The sequence below is a fragment of the Paraburkholderia silviterrae genome (genome assembly GCF_004353915.1).
Taxonomy (GTDB): domain Bacteria; phylum Pseudomonadota; class Gammaproteobacteria; order Burkholderiales; family Burkholderiaceae; genus Paraburkholderia; species Paraburkholderia silviterrae.
In genome coordinates this window covers 129,481-147,722 of the sequence record NZ_SMRP01000004.1, presented here as the reverse complement: position 1 = coordinate 147,722, position 18,242 = coordinate 129,481, and the positions used below count along the sequence as shown (strand labels likewise).

Below are 18,242 nucleotides of genomic sequence, written 5' to 3'. Positions count from 1 at the left end.
CAACGCCCGCTTCGTTCCGGAGGTCAATCGTCCGATCGCGGCGCCGTTTCACGAGGCGGCTTCGCTCGCTGGATGAGTTGGCGCAGCCACTCGAGCCCGCATTCATCAATCTTCGCCCACTGCTCCGCAGAGAGCCGTATTGAGCGCTGGATTAGCCGCTGCTCGTCTGGGAGTCGAGGGCGGCCGCCGGGGTGTTTTGTCTTTTCCATACCCCCATTCTACTCAAGAAACTGAATCACAAAAACTTCTTGCACGCGCATAGTTATTGAATCACAATAACTATGCCACTAACGCGATAGCGAAAGGTGAAACATGAAGATCGACAACGCGTACTTACAGGAATTCTGGGCGGCTCGTAACGAGCAGTTCCGCAGGGCCGTTGCGCAGCCGGCGATCGTGCGGCGCGCTATGCAGATGATCAGCCGTGACGAAGCTCGTGCGCGGATCTTGGGCGGCTTCGCGATCGGCTTCGAGGAAGCCGTGGTCGCCGCCTATCTGCAGCACGTCGGAGAGATTGGCGAGAAGTTTCTGCAGGGCCGCAAACGGAACACCGTGGGCCCTGTCCGCCTGGCAATCAGGCGCGAGCTCAAGCGTGATCCCAGCGCGTCGACCGAGACGCTCTGGACGCTCGTAGCACAGAAGCCGCCGCGTGGTTGGGCGTTCTTCGACAACCGCCAAGGACGCTACATCGAAGGCCCGCGAGCCGGCCAAAACATGAGTTTTCGTACCTTCGGGAACGCCGCGTCGAAGGAGAGAAAGCTGCTCGAAAATCACGGGATAGCGCCTCCTTAATCACGGGTTAGCGAACCCGTGAATCTAGGTTGAGACACTTCGTTCGTACCAATCGAACGGAGTGATCTCCGAATGTCTTCCCCCTCTGCAAACGGGCGCGCCAAGCGCTCGGATAACAGCGTCCAGGCGCAACGCCTCAAGATGCTCGCGATGCTGCGCCGCCAACCGCGCAGTACTTACGAATTCCGCCGACAAGGCGTCAGCCACCCCGCGCAGCGAATCAAGGAACTGATCGCGCTCGGCTGCGACATCAAATCGACCCGGGTCACGACGGTCGATGGCGATGGCTTCTCACATCCCCGCGTCGCGATGTACGAGCTCAAGTTCGAGCCGGCCCGCTTGTGCCTGCAACCCCATCTGAGTACCCCCGATGCCCGCTAACCCGAACAATCCGAATCTCCCTGCTGACTACTTCCTGCCAGGCGTGCAGGGCAAGCTTTACCAGCTCGTTGCGCCGGACGGCCGCATCGTCGTCAATTTTCTGCCTCACAACGCCGTCTGGCATTTCGTGCAACTCATGCATCACATGATCAATCCGAGCGTGCGCTTCACGTTCCAAGAAGTGCCGGCCGACCAACTGTTCCCGCCACCGTTGGACGACCAATCTGGAGGCGCGTGATGAGCGACCTGTTCATGTTGGTCGACAGTGACGGTGACGTTATCTCGCGCGGGCTCACCTATGGCGGCGCGCAGGCACTGCGGGATGAATGGCTCGCAAAGTATGCGGGAAGTGGCGGCGGCGTTACTCTGCTGATCAAACCGAACGAGCCGATTACCGACGTTCCACCGGTTCGCGTGCACTTTCAAACGTTCCCCACGCATGTCGAGAACCGCGCTATCGGACTGCCAGTGATTGCAGATGGTGCTGAGCGAGACCATCTTCGTGAGTGCTTTGCGCGACGCTCGGAAGCGCGTGACGTGCTCGATCTTGCCGCCGATGCGGCGAAACGTGGGAAAGCGCACTACTCCGATTGCCTTGCCGAAGTGGTGCGCCTGCGTGCCGCCGACGAAGCCGAGGTGGCTGCCGCTGGTGCAACGCTCGCGACACGATTTAAGGCTGGCGCATCCGCATCGCTTGAGCCCAACTTGCGGACCGGGCGCCACGCGTTACTCGATGCCGAGGCTCGCTGTGATGCAGCAAGAAAGGCCGCAGCTCTACTCAATTCTGAAGTATCAGCAGCGGAAGACGCGCTTGCTACTGCTGAACAGGCCGTTGAGCGAAGTGTCGATGCGCTGATTCATGCTGACCTTCAATACATGCTCGCGGAACTGAAACAGCTCTGGCAGAAGATCGTGCCGTTGAAGCTGACCATCGACGGCGCGCGCTACGTCGGCTTTCCGCCCGGCGTGGACGCGCTGGCAGTACTGCAGCCGCCGGAGCTGCCGCCGAACGCAGGGGCCCGTTACGTCGGGCAGCTTGCCAACTATCGCAAGGCGCTCTTGCAGAACGCGGACGCTGCGTTCGCTGATCAACCCGAGAAGGTGATCGCATGACGCGCCGAATCCGCTGCCGCACGATCGATCGAAGTGTGTTCAAGCCCGCGCGCTCGAAGGACGCCAAGCCGCAAATGACAGCCCCCCGGGCCCGGCAAGACATCAACGAGCGGAACCGCAAGTTCTGGGCTCAACAGTCCGTGCTGGACGCCGGCGCTGGCGCTGGCGAGGCCACGCAAACGGCCGATAGCACCTCACGCGCGGACGACATCAACGAGCGCCATCGCCGCTTCTGGGCGAAGCACAAGGCGTAACCAGTTGCCATGCGGAGCCATTGCCGAGCTGTTTGGGCTTTTTGCTCGGCGCGGATTAGTCGGCGAGTGCCGCGGCTCTACAAAACCCCGACTGTCGGCGGCCCTGGAATGGGCGCGGCCGGCCGCTGGCCGGAAGGAGGCGGGAGTTCCCGCTTTCTTCCGGCGTAGCGACACACGTCCTCGCTGGTAGCTAGCCAGCAACTGTATAGAGGCTTTATGCGAACCAAGCAACTTATCGGACTTTTCTGCGCAGCAGCCGTCCTGCTCGGCTGTAGCGCGTCGTTCGCCAATGGCGCGTCTGAGCCCTTGGCGCCAATCTCGCAGGCGAATGCCAATGTCCGCTCTGACGCGACGACGACGGTCGCTGCGCTTCCCGTGTGCGATCCCTCGCGGGTTGGACTGCTGGTCGTAGTGTCCGACGCGAAGTCCCCGACCTACAACGGGCCCCTCGTCGGTGGCGCGTCGTCTGTGATCCTAGCTCTCTGTAATGGCAGATCGTGGAGAGTTCACTAGGAGACGCGAACGGCCGATACGGAGGTGGCGTATAGACACCGCTCCCTCCAGTGTAGGCAAATCTCTATTCCATCTTGTACTTAGGAGCCTCCTACATGCAGGGAAGCGAAATCGAAGAAAAAGAGTTGGTGCCGTTTGCGCTCGATGAGCCTGGCGCTGGCATGGATGAAGGCGTGATGGCTCGCGAAGTAGGCGAAGAAACGGAGGGCGGTAATGACCGTTGAAAATGATTTTCTCGCTTTCGCTGCTGGCCCGGGGGCGAACGTGCTTGCCCAATCTGACTATGCTGCATTGGCGGCAGTTAGTTCCGGATTTCAGGCTGGCACTGCGCAGTCTGCTGCGGTGAATAAGGTATGGCGTCAGGCGAGCATCATGTCGGCCGTGCTTGCACAGCTCATCGTCGATGAAACCGGACAGCCGGCGATCGATGACGGCACAACGACGACGCTGTTGGCGAATCTGAAGAGTGCATTTCAAGGACGCCTCCTCACCGTCAACATGTTTGCGACGCACGGAAATGTAAATTTCATACCTGCCACGCCCAACTCGTCGATCTATATGCGTGCAATGGGCGCTGGCGCCGCCGGTGGCAGCACTCCAGCCACCGGCGCCAACCAGTACGCGATCGCCAGCGGTGGCTCTACCGGAGCATACGCCGAAGGCTTTTATCAACTAGCCAGTGCGACACCGATCCCGATCACGATTGGCGCTGGAGGCTTCACCGTTCCTGGCGCGGCCGGTGGAAATGGCGGCACAACTTCCGTTGGCTCGTTGATTACCTGCCCGGGTGGCGTCGGCGGATCGACGAGTGGCCTGCAAAGCACGAGCATCCCGTGGACGACCGGGACATCGCTTGCGCCGGTGGCAACCGGCGGCAACATTTGCAACTCGCAGGGATGGGCTGGAACGTTCGGAATGGCGATACAGGTTAGCGCTGGAACTGCTGGTCTGGTCGCCGGCGGCGGCGGTCCTTCGCCTCTCGGTAATAGCATTGCTGCGACTCAAGGGCCTCCGGGTACGGGAGGAATCGCGGGCATTCTTGGCGGTGGTGGACGAGGCGCAGCACAAGGTCCGTTGAGTCCTCTCGTCGGCGGCGGGAACGGCGGCGATGGGTGGGTAATGATTTTTGAATTTGGCAGCCGATGATCCATGGGGCAATACGCCCATGTCATCGTCCGTATGAGGACTTCCGATGTCTCAACAATTCGGCAGGAAAATTTCTCTCATCATTGGGCAGGACGCGGGCGCAGCGCTTGACCTGTCCGATCTACGCATCGTTTTCAACGTGCAGCGCGGCGACCTGCAGACGCCAAACTCGGCGCGCATCCGGGTCTACAACGTGTCCAACAACACCGCGCAGCGCATCGAGAAGGAATTCACACGCGTGGTGTTGCAGGCCGGCTACGAGGGCAATTTTGGCATCGTCTTCGACGGCAATGTTATCCAGGTTCGCCGCGGACGCGAGAACCCGACAGACACGTATCTCGACATCACGGCTGCCGATGGCGACATGGCGTACAACTTCGCCACCGTGAACACGACACTCGCCGCGGGATCGACTCAGGCGGACATCATCAAGGTATGCGCGGACGCGATGGCTCCGTACGGTGTCAGCGTCGGGTACGTTGCTGCCGACTTGCCGGCGAATCCACTGTCGCGCGGCAAGGTGCTTTTTGGGATGGCGCGCGATCACCTGTCGACCGTCGCGAAGTCGACGCAGAGCCTCTGGTCGATCCAAGACGGCAAGCTGCAGATTGTCCCCGAAACGTCGTACGTGCCCGGCGCCGTCCCCGTGATCAACGCGCAAACGGGCATGGTCGGTATGCCGGAGCAGATCCAGAACGGCATCAAGGTGCGGATGCTACTCAATCCGAGCATCAAGATCGGTCGCCTGATCCAGCTCGACAACTCGAGCATCCAGAAGTACGAATTCGGGTTGTCGATCAGCCAGCAGCCTGAAAACTACAAGATTGCAAGCCAAAACAAGATCAACGGCGATGGGTACTACTACGTGATGACGTCGGAAATCTGGGGCGACACGCGCGGCAACGATTTTTACACCGAGGTGATTTGCCTCGCGGTGGACGCGACAGGCGGCATCGAGCTGCGAAATGCCGCGAGTGGCGTAAGCGCGCCGGCACCGGCGAAGTTGGGCGTCATCAACCCGTATGGCTAGGAGGCACACATGTTCGATATGACGCACGCGGCGATCGCCAACGTTGCTTGCCACGCAAGGCCTGCAGCGATCGCTACGCGGCCTCTGGGCTCGCGCAGCACCAGCGCCGCCGTCATTGCGTTTGATCGCATCGTCGCGAGTTGCCTGGAGCTCGAGTGGACGATTGCTCCGAAAGAGCCAATCGAAGAACGGAAGCGACGAAGAGCGGCTTAGGCCGATTACGCATCAGGCACAGAGTTTGTGCCCTTTGAACACACATCTAAACCAACAAAGGAAGGAAGCCATGAAAACGCACTCGTCGTATCACACCCACATACACAGGAGAATCTATGCGGCAGACCGCATCAAGGTTCAGAAGGCTTCTCTACGCAGTCCCCGCTCTATTGGCGGCGGCACCAACATTTGCCCAGTTTAACCCCGGGCAGGTACTGACGGCCGCGCAACTGAACAGCCAGTTTGCGCACTATCTGCCGCTCGCTGGAGGTACGCTGACTGGGCCGCTGTCGGTGCCGACAATGACGGTCACAGGCGCTCTGACAGCAACCGGACTGGTGACAACGTCCGACCTCGCAACTCAGGCAGCTAATACGGTCCTTGCGAACGCCACGTCGTCTTCCGCGTCGCCGATCGCATTCACGATGCCGAGCTGCAGTTCGTCGTCGAGCGCCCTACAGTGGACGGCTGGCAGTGGCTTTACCTGCGGCACGGTCGCCTCGGCCGGCGCGAATGGCAATATTACGTCTCTGACCGGCCTGACGACGGCTCTGTCAGTGGCGCAGGGCGGCATGGGCGCAACGTCACAGACTGCGCATGCGCCGCTCATCGGGCAAGGATCGGGCGCGATCTCGTCGTCGCCTGGTGCTGGAGCGGCGGGCCAATTCCTCCAGTCGCAGGGATCGAGCGCTGATCCGGTCTGGGGTAACCCGACCAGCTACTACAACGTCTTCAACTCGATGACGCCGGCGCAGATCTCGGATGTGCAGGCGTGCACGTTGACGCAAGATGTCACGTCTGTCATTCAGAGCTCTGTGAATACCTATGGCGCCGTCTGGTTGCCGTACGGGTGCTATCGCACAAGCGCAACGCTTGACTTGAGCAATCAGACGCTGGCTGGTGCCGGCGCGCACCTTGCCCGGATCGTTGACTACGATTCAAACGCATCAGACCCGGTCGTCACAATGGGCGCGGCCGCTCGCATCGGAAATGTCGGGATCGGATTCAATTCGGCGCTGATCACCGGCGCGGAAACGCAAGGCCAGCGCGTAGGCGTTCAGGCGTATTCGCCAACATCTGGACTCGCATTGCAACGCGGCGGCCGAATCGAAAACCTGTACATCAGCTACACCGGTACCGGCATCTATAACCCGCCGTCATCGGCGATGACCAGCCTATTCTCGGCGCAGGTCATGAACCTTGAAATCAACGGGTATTCGTTCCGGGGAATCGACATTGCCGGGCCGTTACAAACCGGGTCCGTATTCGAGAACCTGTACATCTCGAACAACAATGGCTCCAACCTGTTCACCGCCGGCGCGGATGCTGGGGCGGTATTCGGACAGTGCAGTAGCTCGGGGGTTGTATCGAACACAGACATCTCCGAGGCATCGTTCAACCAGATCAACGTTGAATGGGCGACCGTCGCGAATGCGATTCGCTTTTGCGGTGTTACCGGGGTGAGTGCCGGGACGTTTCACCTCGAAGAGATCACGCTGCGAAATAACTATTCGGGCTTGATTGAATGGCGGAATTCGACCGGGCGCATTGGTTCGTTGAGCATCTACTATCCGCCTATCAAGACGACAGGTTGGTATGTGGCGCGAATCTACGATTCTGCGAACCTGACGGGTAACGTCGCGAGTCTGTACAACCAGGCGCTCCTCGAGATCGGCACCCTGAACTTGCATGGTCTGAACGACGGGCCGCAGGTCACGAGTGGTAACGGGCTGTCTGGCGTCAGCAACTTCTTCATCTTCGACCGCGAGACGTCTGCCGCAGGACCGTTTGCAGTTCGTGTCGGGTCGTATGTATGGCAGACATACCAGAGTGACAGCTCGATATATTCTGGTGCTCAAACAAACTATGCATACACCGATCCGCATTCGATGCTCTTTATCGTCCCGAGCACGACCGGATTCAACTACCTGCCCATCGCTAGTTCTTGCGGAACAAGTCCGACCGTTACCGCAGGATCGACTGCACTGTCAGGCAGTGTGACTGTTGGGAGTGGCGGCACGGCCTGCTCGCTTTCATTTCCCGGGGCGGGCTTCCCGAATAGTGCCAACGGAACAGTCGTCGACAAAGCCGGGAGCGTGCCTCCTTACGCCATCAGCAAGACCGGCATCACGATCACTACTGCGACGGCGGGGCACACTTACGCGTACTCCGTCTCCGGGAACTGACGGCAGTGGCGCCGGTCGAGGTGGAAGAATCGCGGTAACGGCGTATTGGCGATTGTTATAGCGTATGTAACAGCAAAACCGACTGGTAGCCACTCTGGTAGCCACGGGAAACGCCCATCTGGCGGTGGCTACCAGCGGTCGGTTACCACCCCGGTTACCACGGCAAACGCGGTTTCCACGCGCGGAGGTTTCCACTGGTTTCCACGGGTTCGGCGCCCCGAAACCCAGAAGGAACATAGATAGATTCTGAAAATGGCGACCCTTACTGACGATGTAAAGCGGCGGATCGTGCAAGGCCTTGCCTGCTACGACACACCATCTCAGGTGGCTCGGGCCATCAAAGAGGAGTTCGGGCTGTCGGTCACGCCGCAACAATGTGAGGCGTATGACCCGACCAAGGCGGCTGGCAAAGGCGTGGGGAAGAAGTACCGCGCGATTTTCGAAGCGGCGCGTGCAGCGTACCTGCAAGACCAGGAGCTGATCCCGATTGCTCATCGAGCCAGGCGACTACGCATTCTGGATCGCATGTGCAATGAGGCCGAGGCACGGGGAAACGTTAAGCTGACGATGAAATTGCTCGAGCAAGCGGCGAAAGAGGTCGGCGGGATGTACACCACCACTCACAAGCTGGAGCACACCGGCAAGGGCGGCGGCCCGATTCAATGGCTGCCACCCTCGAATGAAGATCTCGGGGAGGCGGAGAAGATCTATCGCAGGGTAATGGGTGAGCAGGCAGTGCAGAAGAAGGGCCCCGTTTGAGTGAGGTACCTCGCCGCTGCCAGGGCGGGATGGTTTGAACCTCCGGGGCCACCTCATTGTATCAGTGCCCTTGTCGACTAGCGCACGTTAGCGGCGATAACGCATAGAGCGAGCGGACGCAAAAAAGCCCGCCGAAGCGGGCTCTTGCTGGATCAGTCACGGCAGTACGCGATAACCTGTTCTGCGGTCATATTGAACCGCTCGCCGGCCTCAATCGTGTTGCGATTGGGGTCGACAATGCGAAAGCCGCCGAGGTTATCTACCGACTCGCCAGCGCGGGACTTAACTGCAACCAGTCCTGCGCACTTCGCCGCGCGTCGTGCCTTCTGATCCAAACTGCGTTCTTGTTGCTGCGACATGTGCCACTCCTTCGAATGCAAGAAGCGGGGGAGGGTCATATGTTCCGGGCGCTGCCCGTCCGCAATTCCATGCCTCACCGCGAGTCGACCGTTGCAGGAGCAACGGTAACCGGAACACGGCACGATCATAGCAACTTTCGACGCGCCTTGGTGAGATTTCAAATCCGAGCAAGGGTCGCGTTTGAAGCGCGAAGGTTAGCGGCGGTAGCGCTCATGCACTATGCGGTTCATAACTTGGTTATCGTGACTGGACGCCTCAAGGATCGCAGGCGGCCTAACACTGGACAGCACTGCGTGCTCTCGTGTAGCGACGGCGCGCCGTGTGTCCAGGTAGGCAGCTAGGTCTTCAATGTGGACGAACATGGCGGCCTTCTGCGACCGGTCGGCGCTCATAACTGGGAAGCCGAAGTCATTGGCCCGCGCGCGGCGGTTGAAGACCTCTTCTGACAGGTGCGGAAAGAAGTTCGCGCGAACAACCTCGACGGGCAGGAGCGGCGCGTTGAATTGTGCCTCGAGTCTCGTCAGCAGATCACTCATGTGGTCATACCTCTACTGCTCACACCGACTCGAGTACCGCATCAACCTGCTCGATTGAAATTCTGCCGTACTTGTTCAGCTTGATTTGCCCGAACCGGACCATCTTGGCGACTGTTTGACGGCTGATGCCGAGCATCTCAGCAGCCTGTGACATCGAGACTTGCGGCGGTCGCGGATGACGTTCGGCGTAGAGTCGGACCGCGAGAATGGCAATGCGGAGTTCTTCGTTCACTGGCATCTCCAAGCGTTCGGGAACTCAGCCTAGCAGAGGATTTCGCGCTTGTGGGCGAGCGATACCGCAGTAGTATCGCGATGCCAGAACGGACCTAGAACCGATACTTTTGTCGGTTCTGTCGGGTGCCCAGGTGGGCGTGATTGCAAACTCGCGAGCGCTATTCCGTCAGTTTTGTCGGGTCGGTGGGGAGGCTATTTTTGAAAACACGAGGCGCTCTCCAGAAGACCGCTTGCGGTGCCCGCTGCGCGGTTGGTGTCACTTGGGCAAAATACTGGCGGAGGCTGTGGATAACCGGGGCACTTTCGGTTTTTAGTACACAGGTTAGTACACAATATCGACGCGCCCGTCTCAAAACCCTTATACGAGAGCACAATGACGGCCTTTAGAAGGTTATGTATTGAAATGACCGGACGCCCCACGTTACTCAAAGTCGACCCAATGAAACACGGCACCAAAAACCCCATCGTCGTATCGCTACTTTCAGCGGCCCTCGCGGCCACGAGCGCGCTTGCAGTGGCCGGGACATCCCCGGCGAGCGACACGTCGAACGAATCGTGCGCCATCGGTTATGTCACCGGCGTGGGCGGTTCGGCGCAAAGCTTTCGCGAATACCAGTCGAGCGACAACAAGTATCGCTACCTGGCCGACAATCCCATCCAGTGCCAGGTTTCCGAGGAAGGGCGTGCGTCCAACTGCGTTGGCGTTGTCAGTTTGCGCAACGAGCGAGTGAGCGTGTATGACGACAGCGGCGACACGACGATGTCGGTAGTCACGCGCGTGGAGCTCGAGCACGGCACGTATCCGGTGATCATCGTCGTCCGCAAGCAGGACGTTCGGTGCGAGGAGTGAGCGCAGCGCAAGGGCTCCAAGCCCCTCCCCGCTGCTCGCACCACTCAGACCGCTTTCGAGACCGAGTGCGCGAGCCTCAACAGGTCGTCGAACTGCGTGATCAGCTCGAAACACACGAGAAACGCGAGCACCGAAGCGGGCCCCGGAAAGCGCACCGTCAAGTGCAGAACCGGAGCGGCGGTGCGCTCGCGGACGCAGTCGCGCGTCAAGATCCAGGTAATGACGATGCCGATTGCGGCGCCGGCGAGCAGGTCAGTCGGGTAATGAAAGCCAAGATAGGCGCGCGGCAGGCAAATAAAGATCGCGGTATAAACAAGCGCCAGCGCACCCACTGTCCGCCAAACCAGAAATATCCCCATGGCAATCGCCGCCCATAGCATCGCGTGATCGCTTGGAAAGGAACTGAAGCCGGTCAATCCGCTATCGCGCAGCGACTCCATTGCGAAGTGCAAATGCAGATCCGGGTTGAAGATCGGCCGTACCCTGAACGGCAGAAAATGCGCCAGAAAACGGCCGACAGCAAGCGCGATCAGACCGCTCGCCACCGTCGCGATAACCATCTCGCGCCGCCAGTCGCGGCGCTCGCCGGGCTGAAACCACATCCACCACAGCAATGGAATCAGCAAAAAGCCTTTGAAGGTATAAAGCCCTGCGATCACCCTTATCGCGTGGTCGGCGATGGGTGCGAGATGTATTTGTGTGAGGAAAGTCAGAATGACTGTGTCAAAAGCGTTCATTGATTGTGGGCCATTCCGCTGTTTTAATCATATGAAAAGCGGTCTGACGCCATAATTCAGACACGCTATTTCGCCCCATAGCTGCACGGGAAATACCGCATCGTAAATTCCGCCAAAATCCACAAAGGTAAGGAATCGAAAGCAAGTGTAAGTAACGCGCGTCGCCATGCGCTACGTCGCGAAACCGTCTGGCCACGGCTGCTGCCTCACGAGTCCCGCGGCTTCGTAAACTCCCGTCACATATCGTTTCGTTTTCCCACGGCGCGCGCGCCAACAATAGGTGCATTGGGAGAAAACGATGAAGACAATCCGACTCTGTTGCACAATCGCGCTAGCCACGGGGCTTGCGAGCCTCACAGGCTGCATCGTCGCCCCGCCGTATGCCTATGCGCCGGCACCGGCCTACGGTTACGGCTATGCGCCGGGCTACTATGCGGCGCCGTCCGTCGATATTGGGGTCGGCTTTGGCGGCTACGGCCATGGCTGGCGACACTGAGTGCCACGGCACGACACCAGGATATGCCCCGATTCGAGCCTGCCGGGCACGCGGCGGGAGGGCTCGACGCCCCTATTGACAAGGGTTCGGCGCACCGGGCATGCCGCCCTCTTTGCCCCCTATCCATTGTGATAGCTGTACACGCTTTGCCGGCGCACTAGAGTGGCAAGACGACGTATCCAACCATGAGATCTCGACGGTTCACCGGGGCGCACAGTGAAATTCATCGATCAGGAAATTGCGCACATCATGCGCGTCATGGTTCCGTCGCTGCTCACGGAGGGCACGATCCCCTTTCTCTCGTTCGACTATTGGCACCAGCGCCTTTCAAATCTGCTCGATACCGCACAGCTCTCGCACGCCCAGTTCCGTACGATTGACTCGCTCATGACGCAACTCGAGCGCCTCCAGACAAGGAGCGCTGCGGCCTGAACGCACTACCGGCCTGCCCGCCACCTTCATGGCGGCACGGCACAACCGATTGTCCTCGCCATGTAACCCGAGCATGGATTAGCCCGCCAAAGAGCGGGCTTCTTTCTTTTCGGGCACGCCGCCGCGATCGCGCCAGTGATCTCTTCAGATGAATTCGCAGACAAAAAAAATGCCGCGGCAGGGGCCGCGGCCAAGAGCTTGCCACTACTAACTACACGGCGCGAGGGGACGTCGCCGCCAAATCATTGGCGCGGCTCGCTTCTTGACCATCAATGGCCGAGCCGTCGATCTGACAATCGTTAACCTTCGTGCAGACAAGATCTTCCGACCCTCGATACGCGGCCTCCCGCAGCTTTTTGCCAAATCGGCGGGCCTCTTGAAATTGCCGCGTGTTCCCTGCATGTACGGCCCACACTCATCGGAGAATTCTGATCGTGGGAAGCCGACCCTCCTTCATTGACGATCTCGCTCGCGGCCTTTCGTCTGACGGTGCACACCCTCGCGCTGAGGACGACGGCGCCCTCCTCGACGCCTATTCGCGAACCGTCATCGGGGCACTCGAACGTGTCCAGCAATCCGTCGCCCATATTGCTGTCGAGCGCAGAACGCCTGGCAGCGCCGCCGTACGCGGTGGCACCGGCTCGGGTTTTCTGTTCACGCCCGACGGCTATCTGCTCACCAATAGCCATGTCGTTCACGGCGCAAGCGCGCTGCGCGTGACGCTTGCCGACGGTTCGACCTATGACGCCGACCTCATCGGCGACGACCCGAGCACCGATCTCGCCGTGCTGCGCATCGGCGCGTCCGAGGTTCTGCCGCACGCCGAACTCGGCGAATCAGCGAAGCTGCGCGTCGGACAGATTGCGATTGCCGTAGGCAGTCCACTGGGCCTCGCGCAAACCGTCACCACGGGCGTGGTCTCCGCGCTCGGCCGTTCGCTGCGCTCGAACTCCGGGCGCATGATCTACGACGTGATCCAGACCGACGCCGCGCTCAATCCCGGCAATTCCGGCGGTCCGCTCGTGAATTCGGCGGGCCAAGTGATCGGCGTGAATACCGCGATCATTCCCGGCGCGCAGGCCATCTGCTTCGCCACGGCTATCGACACCGCCAAATGGGTCATCACGCAACTCTTCGCTCACGGACGCGTGCGACGCGCACACGTCGGCATTGCCGGCACCACCGTGCCGGTCGCGCGCAAGGTGCAACGTTATTTCGAACTCCCAACGACTAGCGGTGTGCGTGTGATGGAAATCGTCAAGGGAAGCCCCGCCGCGTTAGGTGGTCTGCGGGTCGACGATACGATCGTCGCGATCGACGGCTTGGCCGTCGATGGAATCGATGCGCTGCAGCGCTTGCTCGACGCTTCGCGCATCGGGCGCGCGGTGGAGTTCACCGTGGTCCGGCTGACGCAAAAACTGAATCTGCAGGTCACACCTGTAGAGCAGGCGGTTTTGCTGTAGGCGATGAGCGCGCTCGCGGCTGCCTTCCGGTTTCCGAAAGGCAGCCGTGTTTCAGTGGGGTCAATCCAACATTGGTTTGCATACCGAACTATCTGGCTTACCAACCGGCAGGCTGTCCGTAGTCGTCGTCATACTGTGCCGGCGGCGGCGGAGCAAGTTGTGCCGGCGCACATTGCACGTAGCGGCCCGAGTATTGATCGTAGCAACCGCCAGGCGCCGGTGCAGGCGCGGCGGCGTACATGGGGGCCTGTTCCGCGTAGACCGGAGCGGCCACCGGTGCCGGCTCGGCATAGACCGGGGGCGGCGCCTGATAAACCACCGCTGGGGCACTGTTCATCGCGGCACCCACAACCGCACCGATCAGCGCTCCGCCGACCAGTGCACCCACCACGTCGCCGCCATGATCATGCGCACTGGCCGGGCCAGCCGCCATCACGCATCCCGCCGTCAGCAGTACGGCTGCAATCTTTCGCATGTTGTTCCCCTCGAGAACCGTTCGAATACATGCGTGGGATTGTGGGTGCGAAGCACGGATACAGGTGCTGCAAGTGGTAACGACGAATTACGCGAGCGAAGAATTACGCGGATGCCGGCTCAGCGCGTGGAATTGACGGCAGGCGCAGGCGCGCACGCCGGTCATGCGTCATCGCCCGGATGCGCAGGCAAGGTACCGCGATCGCAGGGTTGCGACGCGCCGTGCGCGGCTTCTTCCGTGGATGGAGCCGAATCGGCGCCGCGCTCGCGCGCAACGCCGTCCTCACGCTTGCCGGCGCCAGGACAGAGCAGGGTGAGCGCGATGGAGCACACCATCAGCGCGAACAGCGAGAGGAAATACGCCATCCAGGAGAACTCGAATTCCACGAGTGCCTCCCACGCTCAAGCGCGTCCTCCCGCGTGGCGCGCGGGCCATTTGCCCGGGAATCAGCCCGGGCTGCAATCCTGCCACTGGGGCTCAGTGGTGCAGGATGCTACGCAGCGGATGACGCCAGTCGATATGAGGAGCCCCCGCTTGCACGCGCTGCCTATGCTCCTCGAGGATTTCGTCGGAAAACAGGAAGACGACAATGACGAGGGGTATAACCAGAAACGCGCCCAGTATTACGTGTTCGATCACGATAACCTCCTGGTTGTCAAGCGGTGCGATTCCATTGTAGCCGGAAAGCTACAGCGTGTGCGACAGGTGATTACCTGGTCTCGTGAGCCAAGGTGGGCTGCCGCACGCACCCCGTGCAGCAGCGTGCATGCCTGGGCGGTAATGGTAGAGCATGAGCGGGCCGGCGGACACGGCCAGGCGCAGACGCGCTGCGCAAGGCAGCGCCGCAAAGCAGGAGCGAAATGCGACGACCAGGTGCAAACATGGATTGCGAACTGGCGGCCACAGGAGTAAGGGCGCTCAGGTCGCCGACTTCTTCCATGCGGCGGCGAAAAGCCCCGCGCCGATCAACAGCGAACCGCCAATGCGATTGACGAGACGCTGCACACGCGGGCTGCGCACCGCCTTGCGTGCGGCCGCCGCGAGCAAGGCGTAGCCGAACGCATTGAGCGTGGCGAGGGTGAGGAACGTGGCCTCGAACACAACGATCTGCGGCAGCGCGGCCGCATGCGGGTCGATGAACTGCGGGACGAATGCGACGAAGAAAATGATGCTCTTCGGATTGAGCGCGGTGACGGCGTAGGCGTGCGCGAAGATTCGGCCGGTGCGGGTTTCGGAGGTATCGGGCGCCTCTGCGGTGCTCACGGGTGCGCGCCAGAGCTTGATGCCCAGATAGATCAGGTACACGGCACCCACCCACTTGAGCATCGAAAAAAGCGCCGCAGAGGCGGCCAGGATCACACCAAGGCCGAGCATGGATGCCGTCATCGCACTGAAGTCGCCGAGCGCGACGCCAGCAGTCGTCGCCAGCGCGTAGCGGCGGCCATGGCCAAGCGCATAGGACACGACTAGCAGAACGGTGGGCCCGGGAATGGCAACGAGAATGGCCGACGCGATCGCGAACGGCAACCAGTGGGCGAGAGTCATGGGTTTCTCCAGTGGGGAAGCCCGATTTATCCACGAAGATTGCAGTCGCGCAAGTGAAGACGAAAGTGTATTTCACGCAACGAGCGCCTGGCAGAACGACACCCCGGTGCGTGCCTGGCATCGTTTTTATTCTGCATTCGATGACTAACTGGCTAGGCGCTCGAGTGGCTATGCTTCGACTTGATGTGCACCGCGTCAAATAAGCGGGCAATGTATTAAAGCACTTCATTCGCACGCTTCATCAAACAGTCTTTGAGCGGCGTCTGCCTTGTCTTGCAAGGGTGAGCGCCGGACTCGATAGCGTTCGCGCTCCAGCCAATCGCGCTGGAACAGAGTCGGGGCAGATTTTGGCGGACCCTAAGCCCGATGTGGCCATGCATGACTGCTGCGCTCGCACACAAGTTCTTCTTGCAGTTCTTTTGCAGTCTTCTAGATTGGAAAAGTTGCCTCGTGAGTGGAAGTTAAATACATAGCTAACCTGAGTATAAGTCCGCAGCTCTATACGGGATCGGAGTAAGCCGTAAAGTGCCAGCTCTGATAAGACAGGAGGCAATCATGAAAATGCTATTCGCGATGACCGCATTCACCACCGGTCTCTTTTGCGCCGTTTCCGCTCAGGCGCAGGATTTCGTGGTGAAACCACAGCAAACCGTGCAGCTCAAGGCCGGTTCGTATGGCTGCCTCTCGAAGGACAAGCTCGACGCGGTCTCCATGCACGAGCAAGCCGGTGAGCATCAGCAGGTGCAGGAGTATTTCGCCGATTACCGTTGCCTCTCCACGCCTGAGAATCAGTCGTTCCGCGTCGTGCGCGTAGTGGGCCACGATGTCGAGTTCGTCAACGCGGCGAATGCAGACGATCAAGGGCTCTGGACCACCGACCGCTTCATCAAGCAGTAACGCACGCAAGCTGGACCCCGGCGCGCCTGCAAGCCGCCGATCTCTACGCGTCCCACGCGAGCCATGCCGCTCGCGCATCGTCCGTTGCACCAACGCTCCAAAGGCATGCCGCAAGCGCGTCGGGCCCATGGCACTCGGCCCGCCACGAGCGGCATGCGCACCCCGATCGGGTCTTCAAGCGGCCCGCCTGCCTTAATCCCGTCATTGCACCGTCATTTTTGCGACCGACCATCCTGACGGTCCAGCGCGTCGCCGTTCGATGATTGCGGCACAGGATGTGCTGGAAACTCGCTATCATGTGCGGCTTTTGCGCGGCGCTGAACTCGCGCTGGACTCGGTATGGCACTCAAATCGACCATCTATAAGACAGAACTGCAGATCGCGGACATGGACCGGCATTACTACGCCGACCATGCGCTCACGATCGCGCGTCATCCGTCCGAAACTGACGAGCGGATGATGGTGCGCATCGTCGCATTCGCGCTTTTCGCGAGCGAGCGTCTCGAATTCTGCAAGGGCCTGTCGGACACCGACGAGCCCGACCTCTGGAGCAAGGACTACACCGGCGCGGTGCAGACGTGGATCGAAGTGGGGCAGCCCGACGAGCGCCGGATCGCCAAAGCGAGTTCGCGCGCCGAGGAGGTGATCGTGATCGCCTACGGTGGACGCACCTCGGAGATCTGGTGGCAGGGTGTGCGCGGCAAGGTGGAACGGCTGCGCAACGTGACCGTCTGGTCGCTGGGCGAGGGCGTGGCGGCGTCCCTCGGCGCACTGGCGGAGCGTACGATGCGCCTGCAATGCACCGTGCAGGACCGCGCCGCCTGGATCGGCAATACCGTGAGCGAGCCGGTAGCGGTCGAATGGACCGTCTTAAAGGCACCTGAGAACGTTTGATTGGGCAGCGGGGGCCTCGCGGCCGCCGCGCCAGACTTGATGCAGCCGGTCAGGGCCAAAGCGCGGCTACCGGGCGGCCGAACGAAGCAATCAGCGCGCAGCCGGCCCTTTCAGTTCGACCATGTTGCCCTCGGGGTCGAACAGGTACAACGACGGTCCGATACCTTCTGCGCCGTTGCGTTCGACCACCTCACCCGGGCGTGCGCCCATCTGCGTAAGCCAGGCCTTGAGCGCCTCGCCATCGAAGGGCTCCACACGCAGGCACAGATGATCCATATTGCCGGCCGCGCTCGACGGCGCCGCACCGCCATCGCGGTCGAGCGGCCCACCGACCGCGGCCAGATCGACGAGCGAGCGGCCCGCGCGCAACTGCACGAGCCCTAATTTTTGCTCCTCGCGCTCGACGCTGCAGCCCAGCACGTCGCAGTAGAAGCGCGTCATGGCGGCGAGATCAGCCGCGCGGATCACAACATGGTCGATTTCGCGAATCTGGATTTGCATGGCTCTTCCCAAAGTGGCACATCTACACAGTGTAGGGGAGGGAGATCAGGCGGAAAATGGCGATGCGCGGCCACGGGGAGCCAGCTGGCAGGGCGATGGAATCGCTGGACGAAAAAAAGCCCGCTACGGTGAGCGGGCTTAATCCATATCAGGAGGAGACATGGAGGAGACAGGAACCACTATACACAGCGGCCTGACGCGACGCAACAAGTTTTTAAGGGAAAACCCGCAATCGTGCCAAATTGACGCACTCGTTGTCGCATCCCTATGGCAGTCAGGCGGCAGCCAGGTAACGGCGGCGTCTAAGCGGTGCCAGATCGGCTATCCGACCGCGTCTAGCTGAGCGCATCTGGCCGACCGCATCTAGCCGACCGCATCTGAACGACAGCGCAAGATCCGGCAGGCCGTCATGCGTACAAGCCGCTACAGTGGGAC

Annotated in this window: 26 protein-coding genes; 17 read left to right on the top strand and 9 right to left on the bottom strand. The window is 60.7% G+C overall.

Going from position 1 to position 18,242, the window contains the following annotated elements:
* Positions 1-312: 312 nt before the first annotated feature.
* The 11 genes from EYW47_RS11045 to EYW47_RS11000 all read left to right on the top strand — a co-directional run bounded on the left by EYW47_RS11045 (position 313) and on the right by EYW47_RS11000 (position 8,387).
* Positions 313-792 carry a hypothetical protein gene (locus tag EYW47_RS11045; RefSeq protein ID WP_133194893.1) on the top strand — a complete coding sequence of 160 codons (480 nt, stop codon included), beginning with the start codon at positions 313-315 and terminating at the stop codon, positions 790-792.
* A gap of 72 nt (positions 793-864) precedes the next feature.
* On the top strand, positions 865-1,173 hold the full coding sequence (locus tag EYW47_RS11040) for a helix-turn-helix domain-containing protein (protein WP_133194892.1): 309 nt from the start codon (positions 865-867) through the stop codon (positions 1,171-1,173).
* Positions 1,163-1,411 carry a hypothetical protein gene (locus tag EYW47_RS11035; protein ID WP_133194891.1) on the top strand — a complete coding sequence of 83 codons (249 nt, stop codon included), beginning with the start codon at positions 1,163-1,165 and terminating at the stop codon, positions 1,409-1,411. Before EYW47_RS11040 ends, EYW47_RS11035 begins: the two co-directional genes overlap by 11 nt.
* On the top strand, positions 1,411-2,286 hold the full coding sequence (locus EYW47_RS11030; protein ID WP_133194890.1) for a hypothetical protein: 876 nt from the start codon (positions 1,411-1,413) through the stop codon (positions 2,284-2,286). The genes EYW47_RS11035 and EYW47_RS11030 overlap by 1 nt, the downstream gene beginning before the upstream one ends.
* Positions 2,283-2,540: a hypothetical protein gene (locus tag EYW47_RS11025; RefSeq protein WP_133194889.1), complete on the top strand. Its 258-nt coding sequence runs from the start codon at positions 2,283-2,285 to the stop codon at positions 2,538-2,540. The genes EYW47_RS11030 and EYW47_RS11025 overlap by 4 nt, the downstream gene beginning before the upstream one ends.
* A gap of 608 nt (positions 2,541-3,148) precedes the next feature.
* Positions 3,149-3,277: a hypothetical protein gene (locus EYW47_RS42420; protein ID WP_276322940.1), complete on the top strand. Its 129-nt coding sequence runs from the start codon at positions 3,149-3,151 to the stop codon at positions 3,275-3,277.
* Positions 3,267-4,199, top strand: a complete 933-nt coding sequence (locus tag EYW47_RS41775; protein ID WP_240763638.1) for a hypothetical protein — start codon at positions 3,267-3,269, stop codon at positions 4,197-4,199. The genes EYW47_RS42420 and EYW47_RS41775 overlap by 11 nt, the downstream gene beginning before the upstream one ends.
* 46 nt (positions 4,200-4,245) lie before the next feature.
* Positions 4,246-5,229, top strand: a complete 984-nt coding sequence (locus EYW47_RS11015; RefSeq protein WP_133194888.1) for a phage protein — start codon at positions 4,246-4,248, stop codon at positions 5,227-5,229.
* Positions 5,230-5,238: 9 nt separating this feature from the next.
* Positions 5,239-5,442, top strand: coding sequence for a hypothetical protein (locus EYW47_RS11010; protein WP_133194887.1), 204 nt, complete (start codon positions 5,239-5,241; stop codon positions 5,440-5,442).
* A gap of 116 nt (positions 5,443-5,558) precedes the next feature.
* Positions 5,559-7,628 (top strand): hypothetical protein, encoded by a 2,070-nt coding sequence (locus EYW47_RS41340; RefSeq protein ID WP_205710053.1) that lies wholly within the window; start codon positions 5,559-5,561, stop codon positions 7,626-7,628.
* Between the two features lie 252 nt (positions 7,629-7,880).
* Positions 7,881-8,387, top strand: a complete 507-nt coding sequence (locus EYW47_RS11000; protein WP_133194886.1) for a DUF2280 domain-containing protein — start codon at positions 7,881-7,883, stop codon at positions 8,385-8,387.
* Positions 8,388-8,539: 152 nt separating this feature from the next.
* On the opposite strand, the gene EYW47_RS10995 is transcribed toward EYW47_RS11000, so the two are convergent.
* The 3 genes from EYW47_RS10995 to EYW47_RS10985 form a co-directional block, all read right to left on the bottom strand.
* Positions 8,540-8,746, bottom strand: a complete 207-nt coding sequence (locus tag EYW47_RS10995) for a hypothetical protein (RefSeq protein ID WP_133194885.1) — start codon at positions 8,744-8,746, stop codon at positions 8,540-8,542.
* A gap of 195 nt (positions 8,747-8,941) precedes the next feature.
* Positions 8,942-9,283: a pyocin activator PrtN family protein gene (locus EYW47_RS10990; protein WP_133194884.1), complete on the bottom strand. Its 342-nt coding sequence runs from the start codon at positions 9,281-9,283 to the stop codon at positions 8,942-8,944.
* A gap of 19 nt (positions 9,284-9,302) precedes the next feature.
* Positions 9,303-9,515: a helix-turn-helix domain-containing protein gene (locus EYW47_RS10985; protein WP_133194883.1), complete on the bottom strand. Its 213-nt coding sequence runs from the start codon at positions 9,513-9,515 to the stop codon at positions 9,303-9,305.
* 405 nt (positions 9,516-9,920) lie between these two features.
* Here EYW47_RS10985 and EYW47_RS10980 point away from each other — a divergent pair, with 405 nt between their 5' ends.
* A complete protein-coding gene (locus EYW47_RS10980; RefSeq protein ID WP_377785242.1) occupies positions 9,921-10,367 on the top strand; it encodes a hypothetical protein in 447 nt (148 codons plus the stop codon).
* Positions 10,368-10,411: 44 nt separating this feature from the next.
* Here EYW47_RS10980 and EYW47_RS10975 read toward each other — a convergent pair whose 3' ends face one another.
* Entirely contained in the window at positions 10,412-11,104 is a 693-nt protein-coding gene (locus EYW47_RS10975) for a phosphatase PAP2 family protein (protein ID WP_133194882.1), read from the bottom strand.
* A gap of 298 nt (positions 11,105-11,402) precedes the next feature.
* On the opposite strand from EYW47_RS10975, the gene EYW47_RS10970 reads away from it, so the two are divergent.
* The 3 genes from EYW47_RS10970 (at position 11,403) to EYW47_RS10960 (ending at position 13,495) form a co-directional block, all read left to right on the top strand.
* Positions 11,403-11,600, top strand: coding sequence for a hypothetical protein (locus tag EYW47_RS10970; protein ID WP_133194881.1), 198 nt, complete (start codon positions 11,403-11,405; stop codon positions 11,598-11,600).
* Between the two features lie 216 nt (positions 11,601-11,816).
* A complete protein-coding gene (locus EYW47_RS10965) occupies positions 11,817-12,032 on the top strand; it encodes a hypothetical protein (protein WP_133194880.1) in 216 nt (71 codons plus the stop codon).
* A gap of 434 nt (positions 12,033-12,466) precedes the next feature.
* Positions 12,467-13,495, top strand: coding sequence for a S1C family serine protease (locus EYW47_RS10960; protein WP_133194879.1), 1,029 nt, complete (start codon positions 12,467-12,469; stop codon positions 13,493-13,495).
* A 97-nt stretch (positions 13,496-13,592) separates the two neighbouring features.
* On the opposite strand, the gene EYW47_RS10955 is transcribed toward EYW47_RS10960, so the two are convergent.
* The 4 genes from EYW47_RS10955 to EYW47_RS10945 all read right to left on the bottom strand — a co-directional run bounded on the left by EYW47_RS10955 (position 13,593) and on the right by EYW47_RS10945 (position 15,515).
* Positions 13,593-13,970: an ecotin precursor gene (locus EYW47_RS10955; RefSeq protein ID WP_133194878.1), complete on the bottom strand. Its 378-nt coding sequence runs from the start codon at positions 13,968-13,970 to the stop codon at positions 13,593-13,595.
* 161 nt (positions 13,971-14,131) lie between these two features.
* Positions 14,132-14,356: a hypothetical protein gene (locus tag EYW47_RS10950; protein WP_133194877.1), complete on the bottom strand. Its 225-nt coding sequence runs from the start codon at positions 14,354-14,356 to the stop codon at positions 14,132-14,134.
* A gap of 91 nt (positions 14,357-14,447) precedes the next feature.
* On the bottom strand, positions 14,448-14,609 hold the full coding sequence (locus EYW47_RS40825; protein WP_165976530.1) for a hypothetical protein: 162 nt from the start codon (positions 14,607-14,609) through the stop codon (positions 14,448-14,450).
* Between the two features lie 279 nt (positions 14,610-14,888).
* On the bottom strand, positions 14,889-15,515 hold the full coding sequence (locus tag EYW47_RS10945) for a LysE family translocator (protein ID WP_133194876.1): 627 nt from the start codon (positions 15,513-15,515) through the stop codon (positions 14,889-14,891).
* A 555-nt stretch (positions 15,516-16,070) separates the two neighbouring features.
* Between EYW47_RS10945 and sap1 the strand changes: the two genes are divergently transcribed.
* Both sap1 and EYW47_RS10935 read left to right on the top strand, forming a co-directional pair.
* A complete protein-coding gene (sap1, locus tag EYW47_RS10940) occupies positions 16,071-16,412 on the top strand; it encodes a surface attachment protein Sap1 (protein WP_377785241.1) in 342 nt (113 codons plus the stop codon).
* Between the two features lie 339 nt (positions 16,413-16,751).
* Entirely contained in the window at positions 16,752-17,306 is a 555-nt protein-coding gene (locus EYW47_RS10935; RefSeq protein WP_133194875.1) for a YaeQ family protein, read from the top strand.
* A 90-nt stretch (positions 17,307-17,396) separates the two neighbouring features.
* Here the strand turns inward: EYW47_RS10935 and EYW47_RS10930 are convergent, their stop codons facing one another.
* Positions 17,397-17,807, bottom strand: coding sequence for a VOC family protein (locus EYW47_RS10930; RefSeq protein WP_133194874.1), 411 nt, complete (start codon positions 17,805-17,807; stop codon positions 17,397-17,399).
* Positions 17,808-18,242 lie beyond the last annotated feature (435 nt).